We start from the raw sequence: 11,585 nt of genomic DNA, 5'->3' as shown, positions 1-11,585 counted from the left end.
CAGAAGCAGAGTGAGCCCCCCAAGATTCTAGTAATCGGGGCCAGTATAGTGGGTAAAGGAATGGAAGCTATATTCTCAATTCCATCTATCGAAATTATCGAAAGCGATGTTTCTTTTGGCCCCCGTACAGCCTTAATCTGTGATGCTCATGACATACCCTTTGATGATAATTCGTTTGATGGTGTAGTTGTACAAGCTGTACTTGAACACGTTTTAGATCCAAATCGATGTGTGGAACAAATTCACCGAGTCCTTAAAGAAAATGGGGTTGTTTATGCTGAAACTCCATTTATGCAACAAGTACACATGGGTCGATATGACTTCACTCGTTTCACCCACTTAGGGCATCGTCGTTTGTTCCGAAAGTTTGAAGAGGTTTCTAGTGGCCCCGTGTGTGGCCCCGGAATGGCATTATCTTGGTCATACGAATACTTCTTTTTGAGTTTTGTCAAGAAAAAAATTGCAAAAGATCTGGTCAAAGCTTTCACAAGATTGACATCATTTTGGTTGAAATATTTCGACTACTTCTTAATAGATAAACCAGGTACATTTGATGCGGCAGCAGGATATTATTTTATTGGTACAAAAAGTGATCGTGTTCTGTCTGATCGAGAACTGCTAAAACTTTACAAAGGAATACAGTAAAGTTTTTTCTGACGAAGGCTTTGCAAAATCTCAGGGCTAATAAAAATGTCTAGTGTGGCAATTTTCCTCACCTACCTCCGTGGAGGTGGAGTCGAGAGAGTAATAATTAACTTGGCTCGTGGTTTTGTTGAGCAAGGCTTAAATGTAGACCTAGTTTTAGTGAGGAAGGAAGGTGATTTCCTGTCGCTGGTACCCCCAGAGGTGCGAGTCGTGAATCTGGAAGGTAAGCGGCTGATATCAAGTGTTCCTGCTCTGGTACGCTACCTGCAACAGAACAAACCAGTCGCCATGCTCTCGGCGATGCAAGACATTAACCTAGTAGCGTTGTGGAGCCGGAGGTTAGCTGGCGTATCTACCCGAGTGGTAGTGAGTGTACACAACACAGTTTCGCAGGAGTCCCAAAATTCAACTCAATTGAAACGGCGAATTGCACCTTATTTGGCACGCAAGTTCTACCCTTGGGCTGATGCAATTGTTACAGTTTCCCAAGGGTCGGCTGACGATTTGGTAAATCTCGGATTGTCTTCAAAACGTATTCAAGTTATTTATAATCCAGTTGTCACCCCAGAGCTATTTGAAAAAGCGAAGGAACCTATTGAGCATCCTTGGTTTGAGCCTGATTCACCACCGGTGATTTTGGGTGTGGGACGCCTGGAAAAGCAGAAAGACTTTCCGACACTGATTCGAGCTTTTGCTCAAGTACACAAGCAGCGTCCGGCGAGGTTGATGATTTTGGGTGAGGGGAAAGATCGACCTGAGTTGGAAGCGTTAGTGCAGGAACTCGATTTAGAGGACGATGTGACTTTACCTGGGTTTGTAGCCAATCCCTTTGCTTACATGGCTTCATCGGCAGTATTCGTTCTGTCCTCCTTATATGAGGGACTGCCTACTGTACTGATTGAGGCGATCGCTGTGGGAACGAGGGTAGTATCTACTGATTGCAAGAGCGGGCCGGCAGAGATATTGGAAAATGGGCGGTATGGAAAGCTAGTGGCTGTCGGGGATATCAAGGGTATGGCAGAGGCAATTGTTAGCACCTTAGAAGAGCCGCCTGACTCTGAATCTCTACAACGAAAGGCGGCTGAGTTCTCGCTAGAAAAAGCTGTAGCCGAGTATCGGCAGGTGTTAGCTGTTAATTGAAAATTTAAAAACTTTGAGTTGACTTTTAGTTTAGGATTTTTAATGAAGTTACAAAAGCGTAGACTCGCTCTTATTTCTAGTGCTAAAAAATGAGGTTAAAAGCTTAAAGGAGTAAAGTATGAAAGAGCAACCTTTAGTTAGTATTGCTATCAACAATTACAATTATGCTCGTTTCCTGCCGCAGGCGATTGATAGCGCCCTGAATCAAACCTATCCTAACGTTGAGGTAGTTGTGGTGGATGACGGCTCCACCGATAATTCACGAGAGATTATTGCTAGCTATGGGGATAAAATTATCCCCGTGCTAAAGGAAAATGGGGGACAAGCTTCTGCCTTTAATGCGGGCTTCGCAGCGAGTCGAGGGGATATTGTTTGCTTTTTGGATGCTGACGATATGTTTGTGCCTGAAAAAGCGTCAGAAGTTGTAGAAGCATTGGGCTCCAGCCAAAATCTGGGGTGGTGTTTCCATCCGCTGAAGTTTGTAGACAGCGATGGTAATCCATCTGCTAGTCAAAGCAGTAATGAAGATTCATCTATTCCTAAAAATGATCATACAAGCCCTTATCGAGAGTACGATGTGGGCTCTTACATGATACGCGGTAAATTGAAAAATAAGATTCCCCCTCTCCCCTCTACATCCGGTCTCTGTTTTACCCGTTCGCTCCTCCAACAAATTCTGCCCATGCCTGAGGCCAAAACTATTGGTCTTAATGATGGATACCTGGAATTTACTGCCTTAGCGCTGAGTAAAGGTCTGATATTGGATAAAGAATTAACACTTTATCGGGTACATGGTTCTAACGCTTATGCCATGAGGCAAGACAAGCAAAAGGTACAAGCCAGGATAGTTCTCCTGACAGCTTATTGGATGCGAGTCAATTTCCCATCGTTTTATAAGTTTACAAATAATGTACTTGCAACAGGTTTGGGTATGTCTGCGCGTGCTGGAGGGATTGCAACAGAATGCCAGGAATTTGTAAAAAACTATCTCTCTTCAGTCTCGCTTTTAGAGAAAGTTGAAATTTACGCTAGAGCTTCTTTTCATTATATGAGGGATACTAAATTTTAGTTCTAGCGGACTTTACTCCTACTTGAAAAGGCTTAAAATGCCTATTTAAGTCATTTTTTAATGTCACTACAGGCAACTAAGGCAAAGCGAATCTAGATATAGCCCGTATTTTTTGAATCGGTCTAAACGTAGACTTAGTGTTAGTGAAAAATGATTTCACAATTTATCCATTGGGGAGTAGCTACTGTCTGTATGACGCTTATGGTTGGGTGCGCTGCTGGCAACCCACAGCCTGGGGCTACTAAACTCACTGCTCCAATCCGCTATGCTATAGGGCAAAATGGCTATCGCTGGGCTAACGTGTCTATAGGCGGAGGTGGTTTTGTTACAGGTGTCTATCTACACCCGCTACAAAAAGATCTTGCCTATATCAGAACTGACGTTGGTGGCTTTTATCGCTGGAATGCAGCAGATAAGACCTGGATTCCATTAAACGACAGCTTTTCGCTTGCCCAAAAAACCTACTATGGGGGAGAATCGCTAGCCGTCGATCCAAACGACCCGGATATCGTATACATGGCGGCTGGTAAATACTCCCAGTGGGAGCCAAAAGGGTCAATCTTTAAGTCTAGGGATCGCGGAAAAACCTGGACTAAACTGAACATAGATTTGGGGATGGACAGCAACGACAAGCAGCGCTGGGCGGGAGAGAGACTGGCTGTCAATCCGTCTAATTCCAATGAAATCTACTTTGGTTCACGGCACAATGGCTTGTGGAAGTCGTCGGATGCGGGAGCAACATGGCGTCAAGTTACTTCTTGTTCCCCAACTTTGACAGCAGGTATTGGCATTCTGGGCATCCTGTTTGACAAGCAAGTGCCCGGTCTTGTCTACATCAATGTCTATGGAGATGGAGTATATAAGTCTACTGACACGGGTGCTACTTGGAGCAAGATCGAGGGCAGTCCCAAGCAGGCACAGCGAATGGCGACAACCAGCAATGGATTTCTCTATGTCACGCATGAGTCTGGGGTTAGCAAATATGCAGACGGGGTTTGGAAGAATATCACTCCATACCGCAACCCAGCCTCTTTCAATGCCTTGGGTGTTAACCCGACTAATCCGGACAATTTATTGGTCGCCTTGGGTCAGTCAACGTCTACCAAAATCTATGAAACCTTGGATGGGGGGAACACTTGGATTGAGAAAAAGGCATCAATAAAGCACACGGTTCCTTGGTGGGATGACTCCATGTTTTCAACATGGACGTCTGCGATTGAGTTTGACCCAAATGTCCCAGGAAAAGTCTGGATGACTAATGGCTTCGGGGTTTTGCAGACGGATGATATCCACGCCAATCCAGTAGTCTGGACTAACTACGCGCAAGGACATGAGGAGCTAGTTACTTTTGCTTTGGCTGCTCCTCCGGAGGGGGCTGTGTTGTTGAGTGGCGTAGCTGATGTAGACGGGTTCTATCACAACAACGGGCTTAACGCTTTTCCGTCCAAAATGTTTGACGGCATTTCTTTCGCGAATCGGGATACTCTTGGCATTGCCTACTCCGAAAGCCAACCGTCGCGCGTAGTCCGCGTCGGTGGTTCTCGATGGAACTCAACTTATACAGGGGCAACTTCTCAAAATGGCGGGTTGACGTGGAAGAAGTTTCAGTCATTTCCGCCGAAAACGATACCACTGCGCGTAGCTGTATCGGCAACTAACCCAAATCTGTTCGTCGTAGCTGTGAGCAAAGCTCAACCCCTGCGGACAACTGATGGGGGTGCTTCATGGAGCAAAGTTTCCGGACTTCCCAACGGCCCTGAAGGCCCGTGGTATTGGGGTCAGCCACTAGTAGCAGACAAGGTAGATGGCAACATGTTTTACTACTACAACGAGGGGAAAGTCTACCGCAGTAATGACGGGGGCGCATCCTTCAGCCTTGTCAACTCATCGCTTCCAACTAGTAAATGGGATTGGTATTCGCTGAAAACAGTTCCAGGTGTTAAAGATGAAGTCTGGCTCAGCTTAGACTGGAACGGTCTGTTCCGCTCGACAGATGGCGGTAAGACGATGACTAAGCTGTCCTCGGTAGAGCGGGCATATCTGTTTGCGATCGGGAAGCCTCAGAAAGGAAGTACGACTCCAGCGCTCTATCTGTATGGAAAAGTTGCTGGCATGGGAGAAGGAATCTTCCGTTCTCTGGACAGAGGAGAAACATGGAAAAGCATTGGTTCTGTGCAAAACCCCATTGGTGGTGAGCCGAATGTGATGGAGGCGAGTTGGCAGCAGTTTGGGCTAGTCTTCATTGGCACTAACGGCAGGGGCATCTACTACGGAACGCCGGACAGTTCCCAGAAGGAGGCTGCTTCATCTCCCACCAAGTAGCCCACGGAAGGACGTGAAATGCATGATCAGCCAAGACTTAGTGCATCAGTGAGGCGGCAGCTAGACCCAAATCGGACGCTGTTAGGGAGAAGCCAGGGTCATAAACAGCTTTGAGACTGTCTAGACGGTACTTTCACCCCAGTAATCGATTCTTTGAAACTCCCTTTTTTTGGTGCTTTTGCTAATGACAATATCAATGAAGCCAGGGATTCGGCTGCCATCAAAACTATCGAAACTGCTAACGTGACGAAACCAAAGACGGTGAAGCTTAACATTAAGAAGACAGAAGTTAGTTTTTTTAGGGCAGCTGTCATTTGTTGATTTCTGACTTTCAGATCGCATTACTCTTACAGCATGTTATACAGGCTGTAGTGTTGGCATCAGTAAATTTTCTGAATCTGATTTCAACTAAAATGTTGATAAATGAGTAATGTGACGGTTGTAAAATTCGCAAGAGTATGCATAATACTTTTTACTACCGCAGCGCGACTGACCCTGATCGGTTTAGCAACTCTGATAAAAGCTGAAAACCCCATCAGCGTCAAGTTTCGTTGAAGACTAATCAATCTTGGATCACGCAAACCTAAGGAGCTATTTTCAAGGAGCGCGTTAGCCACCAGTGGGAACGTCCTAGCTAGCATATCAGGTGTAGCGGAACATGCTAGGCATCCCTAGGAAGCCCATCCCCACTAAAGGCCTGGTGTCCCGTAAGGTCTGCACTCGAAGTACTGTCACTTTGGAAAAGTCAGCTGGGAGAAACGGGTTCGTCCTTAAGTAAGTGCTGCCAACTTCTCTTTTTTGGGGCGTTTACTTGTGAGAATACCGTCCTAACTAGTGATGTGGCAGTTACCACAACGACCGAAACTGCCAAAACAACGAAGGCACAAGCGGTAAAAACTAACATTAAGAACATAGAGCTTAGTCTCTTAACCAGACTTGCTGCAAGCGCAACGACTCTAGCTTTAGAGATAAAGCTCAAACACTGTGTCACTAGGTTTGATTGCTCCAACTGATTACGTTCCATGTTAAACAGTCCCTGAAGAATAAGTGCTGAGGTCGATTACGCTGTTTGCTGGCTATGTAGCTATTGTAGTTATCACCCTTGACTCTGTCTTTTATGCAATGAGCTGATTGTATCTTTAGGCTTATAACATATGCCATAAGATAGATGCTTCTTTACTATTCTTTTGCGAATTTACCTTTTTTTTTAGGGAATCGTAAAGCTGAGCACGCTTGTGCTTTACAGAGATGGTGACTTTGCCCATCGAACGGATGAGCGTGATCAACGTCTTAGCGCTGCTATTCTCGAAATGCGTTTTCAGTCCCGTGCAAGTATTGGGAGTTGAACCATCCTCGTATGGGGCAAGGGCACTAACACCGCAATCTTATGAGTGATGAGATTGAAGCAAGCACAGGACTTTCAGAATCTTCAGTGCATCGTGAACTTAGCCTACGGTTGATGCCTGCTATTATTGATGCGTTGCAACAGAGGCAGTAAGCTAATTGGCATTCAAGTTGCAGGGTAAGACGCAGGGGAAGCTGGAGGAGAAAACTATGAAATTTCAATGCACATCAGCTTATGTCTCACGATGTTTTGACTGTGGTATGCCCATCTTGATGACCCTGCCAAGATTTTTAGAGGTTAGCGGAGGCAACTGATACAGCAAGAATTCCCATCGTTCTGCTGGAGGGCTTGACCAAAACGTCCGTGAGACTGCTTAATTAGACGAATTAGAGCTTAGTGCGTCTTGAGCTTTAATATTTGATGTTTGACGCATAAGTTCAGAAACTGTTTTGAAACCGTAGCCTTTTTCTTTTAATTTTTCGATCAACTTTTCAGTTGCCACCACTGTTCGCGAACGATCGCCGCCGCCATCATGCATGAGTATAATCGAACCAGGATGAACCCGCTCAAGAACATACGACTCTATATCTTCCGGGTTAGATGCTTCATAATCTTTTGAATCGATATCCCACAATATATTTTTTTTGCGCAGTTTGGCAAGAAAGTAAGGAAGGATGATAAGTTTACGTCCATAGGGAGCGCGAAAATGGATTTCTTCTTTCACACCTAATTGACGCAGGATTTTATCCGTTTTTTCAATCTCTGACCAAATAAACCCAGGCTTTTTAAAGAGCAACGGTTTGTGAGAATAAGAGTGATTTCCGATCTCATGTCCCTTGGAAAGGAGTAATCGAAGGGTTTCTGGGTGTTTTTCTATTGTTTTGCCAACGACAAAAAAAGTTGCTTGTATTTGATGGCGCTGCAAAAGGTCTACTAACTGGTTTGTATAGGGCGGATTGGGGCCATCATCATAGGTCAAAGCAATTACTTTCTGTGTGGTATCGACCTGATTGACCAGTTCGCCAAAAACTTGAAATTTTAAGCTGATTGAAAGCCTATTTACTAGTTCTACTACCCTTAAAACCAAGGTCGTAGCCAGTGCAATTATCAAAAATATAATAATATTTCCTAGCATTGGCACAGATCGAATTTCTTCTTTTAAAACCTAAATCACTAGCAACTGACAGCAGCCAAAATGGTTAAGCTCATCCCACGCTTAACAGACATGGGATTGAACTTTGTCCTGCTACACTAACAGTTGAGCGTTCATGGCTCTATCAGATTGACTCCACTGAGATTAAGCCTTACTACACGTCCTCATATCAGGAGTATGAAAAACGTGTAGTGAAAGAGCAAGAACACGGTTTAGCTGCTGACTTTAGTATTGGCAATCCCTATCAATGGAGAGTTTTGAGTGGGGTTGTCTTGAAGATCTGGTAGTGGCGGGGCGGGTAAGAGTTCCGTGTACAAGCCCAACATGTCGTTAGTAATTTTGTCCCAGTTATAGTTGTCCTTGATATGCTTTTGTGCATTCTGAGCCATTTCGGCTAATTCTTGAAGATGATGGATTCCCCAATCAAGGCGCTGTTTACAGGAATCGACATCTCCAACAGGGAATAGCATTCCCCGGTTGTGGCCTACTAATTGCTGATGTACAGGAAGATTGCTTGCTACTACAGGGATACCCTCCTGCATGGCCTCCAGCATGGCTAGAGGTAAGCCTTCGATCTCAGAAGGAAGCACAAATAATCCGGCTCCCCGGATGATTTCTGCTAGACGAGCTCCTTGGAGTTCGTTGGTAAATATGATGTCTGGGCTATTTTCTGCCAGGTTACGTAGCTGCGTGGTGAATTCAGGCGTATCGCTGGAACCGCCGACGAGGGCGAGTTTCCATCCTTGTGCCTGAATGGATTTGAAGGCTTTAATCAGTAAATCGGGACATTTTTCGGGCACAAGTCTGCCCAGAAATACAATGTAGCGTCCTTGCGTCAGTCCTAACGAGCTACCATAAGCGAAATTAGGGTCTGACTCACTCAGCTTAGAGGGAGCATTAGGGATGTAGTAGAGCGCCTCCTCTTCACCATAAGTTTGCTTAAAGTAAGAACGCAGTTCTTCTGAAACGACAATTATCCTATCAGCAAAGCGTACAGCCGCACGCTCACCGAGACGTAGCAGATAACTGGAAGCTTTGCTCCATTTAGAACGTTGCCAGTCTAGTCCATGACAGGTGACAACAATTTTTGCGGTGGAGGCAATTTTAGGTAGCCAAGTAAAGAGGGCTGGCCCTACCGCATGAAAGTGGATAATGTCATAACACGTTCCACTAGATGCGATCGCTCCCAGTGCCGCCGTCAATAGAGCATCCATTCCTTTTAAATTTAAGCAGGGTAGAGAGACGACTCTAACTCCCTCAACCTGATAATGATGCAATGAAATATCGCCCGTGTATGAGGAGCGGGCAAATAGATCCACAGAATGTCCCTTCGCCACAAGTCGAGGGTAAATTTCTTGACAGTGGTGTTCGATACCACCTTGTTTAGCAGGTAAACCTTTCGCCCCAATCACTGCTATTTTCATTACGATGCCACCTCTGTAAAATTTTTAAGACTGCTCTGACTATTTGATAGGGGATTTTGCTGCTGCCAGCGGCTTAACATATCCCTGTAGACAGAGCCCACAACAGTACGCGCACTGTAGGGTTCGGCAGATTGAATACATGTCTCGATTGGATAATCACCTGAATTTAACAATACCTGCAAAAGAGCATGAGCAATTGTCGTTGGCGTGCGTTCCTGGCAGACAACCCCACTATGAGCACAAAGCAAGTTTGGAGTTTCACCGCATCGGGTTGTGACTACTGGGGTACCGCACGCTAGTGCTTCTAGGACTACTACAGGTAAACCTTCATAGGCACTAGTTAATACAAAGACACTACAGATACGCAACAACTGTGCCAGCTCCGCCTGAGCAACTGGCCCAAGCATCGTCACCTGTTTTGATAATCCAAGAGCGCCGATCTTAGAATGTATTGCATCCTTCAAATCTCCATCGCCTGCTATGAGTAGGTGAGCATTGGGTTTGTTCAGAGCAGCCATAGATTCTAGCAACAATACAGGGTCTTTTTGGGCATGGAGGCGACCGGCAAATAGAACGAAACGCGTATCCTCGGCTAAACCCATCTGCTGGGCAAGAATGCGCCTACCCTGTTCGCGTTGCTCCAAGGTTAACGGGTAGAAAATATCGGTATCGACTGTGTTTTTAATATAGGAAACGCGATCGCCTAGTTTCGGATAACGCTGCCGATAATACTGTAATGAATCAGTGTTGCACGATAAAATTTGGGCAAACTGACCCACTAGCCGGCGTTCGAGAGCCAGATACGCGGCTGGAATTCGTCCCCAAAGAATCGCATTTTTATTGGCTGTAGAATCAATCTGTTTTTGAATATCATTGTGGACGAAAAGAGTCTTCTCTCCTGGCCAGTTAAGTGTTGCAAGAGTTGGCTCCAGCCTGTGAAAATGCATAAAATCAGAGGCTAGATTACGTCTCAAAAGAGCCGTCGTATACCTGACACTGGTAGGTACGAACTTTCTGGTGCTATCATTAGGTACATTACACAGGGGCATAAAGCGAATTGCCTTCCCAGCCAGCTCGGCCTCTCTCCATATACCTAAGGGTTGGGAATTATCATCTCCTGTGCCTACTAGGCGTACTTCAAATTCACTGGGAGAGTACTTGACAAAAGAGCGGATGACTGTCTGGATTCCTCCAATGCTTGTCTGCCAAGGGTTAAATTGGTAGAAGATCGTTAGAACAGGTTTATGCATTACTCAAGCCTTGTTGTGGAAGTTTTTCCAAGAGCGATCGCCTTTGAACCCCTCAAACTTTAATTTCACCCGGCAAGCTTTCCAGATTTTCGCGGTCTCTCTCATAGACAAACAAGAGCAATAAGGTCCTGAATTCTGACGCAGGGCGCTGCTAAAATATTTTCTTCCCTATCTTAAAGTTAGATAACAAAGAGCTATATTGTGCAACAACCTCCTAGTCTGGGTATATCAGCCTGATAGGAGCAATAAATTTAATCTCCTGAATTCTACGGAGATTTTAAGGATTATTCTACTGTCTTTACGAAAACTTTAGGTAAATTATCCTTGGTTGATAGCATTGACTTTATAAGTAGTGTGCTAAATCGGATACTAGCTAAGCTCTGTATATTCCCTTAATTGAGGTCTCTTTTAGTGAAGTTACGCGTAAGTAAGCATTGGCTCTTGTGTAAGCAAATGTAAATATTATGCAATCTTTGCAGAGTATAAATTGATGTTGTTGTTACAAAAATTGAAATAGTTGTATTAATTGCGTTGCAGCGATTACCTCTCAAAGCTGGATAGGATGGCATTAACTCTAGACTTCACAAAAAAGCTGGTTAAGAATAACACAAAATAACTATTTAGTAATATTTAAGGCGGAGGTAACTGATAGTGTTGGTCTTAATGATTGCTTGGGCTGGCCTCATGCTAGCCTGCTGGCTAATAGGGACAGCTATTCTGAATGGGGTTAAAGGCGACTGCTTTGAGCGGATTGGCGATCGCTTGATTATTGCGGTTTGGCTGGGAGTAGTGATCCTTTCAGTGTCGCTTCTAGCTGTATCCCTGGTTCTACCCTTGTCTCCCTTAGTGGGTGCGCTCGTGGCTATAACTATGGCGGCGATCGCTCTGAGCTTACAGTGTACGAGGGCTGAGATTAGAACTCTACGGTCGGTTCTATCTGCAAAATGGATTTTTGGCTTTATTACTTTAGAGGCGATCGTAGCTGCATCCGCATCGCAAAAAATTACTTTTTTCGATACGGGACTTTATCATTTCCAAGTTATCCGATGGTTATCTCGGTTTGGAGCAGTTCCAGGTCTAGCCCTAATTCATAACCGCTTTGGCTTTACTTCGTCTTGGTTTGCCTTAGCGGCTCCCTTTAACGCTGGGATTTTTGAGGCTAGAACAGCAGCGCTTACAAGTGGCTTTGCCTTTCTATTAGCCAGTCTACATTTTCTAATTTGTCTCACTCGGATTT

8 protein-coding genes are annotated in these 11,585 nt (G+C 44.9%); 5 read left to right on the top strand and 3 right to left on the bottom strand.

Translation table 11 applies throughout. The features are described from left to right. The 4 genes from V6C93_RS36340 to V6C93_RS36325 all read left to right on the top strand — a co-directional run. Positions 1-645, top strand: a 645-nt coding sequence (locus V6C93_RS36340; protein ID WP_333481565.1) for a class I SAM-dependent methyltransferase, incomplete at its 5' end; no start/stop codon positions are given. A 45-nt stretch (positions 646-690) separates the two neighbouring features. After that, positions 691-1,785, top strand: a complete 1,095-nt coding sequence (locus V6C93_RS36335; RefSeq protein WP_333481564.1) for a glycosyltransferase — start codon at positions 691-693, stop codon at positions 1,783-1,785. Between the two features lie 118 nt (positions 1,786-1,903). Continuing rightward, positions 1,904-2,854, top strand: coding sequence for a glycosyltransferase family 2 protein (locus tag V6C93_RS36330; RefSeq protein WP_333481563.1), 951 nt, complete (start codon positions 1,904-1,906; stop codon positions 2,852-2,854). 150 nt (positions 2,855-3,004) lie between these two features. Then, positions 3,005-5,176, top strand: coding sequence for a hypothetical protein (locus V6C93_RS36325; protein ID WP_333481562.1), 2,172 nt, complete (start codon positions 3,005-3,007; stop codon positions 5,174-5,176). Positions 5,177-6,894: 1,718 nt separating this feature from the next. On the opposite strand, the gene V6C93_RS36320 is transcribed toward V6C93_RS36325, so the two are convergent. The 3 genes from V6C93_RS36320 to V6C93_RS36310 all read right to left on the bottom strand — a co-directional run bounded on the left by V6C93_RS36320 (position 6,895) and on the right by V6C93_RS36310 (position 10,348). Beyond that, complete coding sequence (locus tag V6C93_RS36320; RefSeq protein ID WP_333481561.1) at positions 6,895-7,656, bottom strand: polysaccharide deacetylase family protein; 762 nt, start codon at positions 7,654-7,656, stop codon at positions 6,895-6,897. 230 nt (positions 7,657-7,886) lie between these two features. Continuing rightward, complete coding sequence (locus V6C93_RS36315) at positions 7,887-9,098, bottom strand: glycosyltransferase family 4 protein (RefSeq protein ID WP_333481560.1); 1,212 nt, start codon at positions 9,096-9,098, stop codon at positions 7,887-7,889. Next, the gene (locus V6C93_RS36310) at positions 9,098-10,348 is read right to left on the bottom strand and encodes a glycosyltransferase family 4 protein (protein ID WP_333481559.1); all 1,251 of its coding nucleotides are present in this window, start codon (positions 10,346-10,348) and stop codon (positions 9,098-9,100) included. The genes V6C93_RS36315 and V6C93_RS36310 overlap by 1 nt, the downstream gene beginning before the upstream one ends. A gap of 651 nt (positions 10,349-10,999) precedes the next feature. Between V6C93_RS36310 and V6C93_RS36305 the strand changes: the two genes are divergently transcribed. Then, a partial coding sequence (locus V6C93_RS36305; protein WP_333481558.1) for an LIC_10190 family membrane protein occupies positions 11,000-11,585 on the top strand: 586 nt, incomplete at its 3' end.

It is taken from the genome of Allocoleopsis sp. (assembly GCF_036703385.1).
In the GTDB taxonomy this organism is placed as follows: domain Bacteria; phylum Cyanobacteriota; class Cyanobacteriia; order Cyanobacteriales; family Coleofasciculaceae; genus Allocoleopsis.
Note: the sequence above shows the minus strand (reverse complement) of the source record. Positions and strands in the feature narration are given on the sequence as shown.

Excerpts from the sequence above, each read along its gene's own strand:
- V6C93_RS36310 (WP_333481559.1), bottom strand. The coding sequence starts at position 10,348 with ATGCATAAACCTGTTCTAACGATCTTCTACCAATTTAACCCTTGGCAG.
- V6C93_RS36335 (WP_333481564.1), top strand. The coding sequence starts at position 691 with ATGTCTAGTGTGGCAATTTTCCTCACCTACCTCCGTGGAGGTGGAGTC.
- V6C93_RS36315 (WP_333481560.1), bottom strand. The coding sequence starts at position 9,098 with ATGAAAATAGCAGTGATTGGGGCGAAAGGTTTACCTGCTAAACAAGGT.
- V6C93_RS36325 (WP_333481562.1), top strand. The coding sequence starts at position 3,005 with ATGATTTCACAATTTATCCATTGGGGAGTAGCTACTGTCTGTATGACG.
- V6C93_RS36320 (WP_333481561.1), bottom strand. The coding sequence starts at position 7,656 with ATGCTAGGAAATATTATTATATTTTTGATAATTGCACTGGCTACGACC.
- V6C93_RS36330 (WP_333481563.1), top strand. The coding sequence starts at position 1,904 with ATGAAAGAGCAACCTTTAGTTAGTATTGCTATCAACAATTACAATTAT.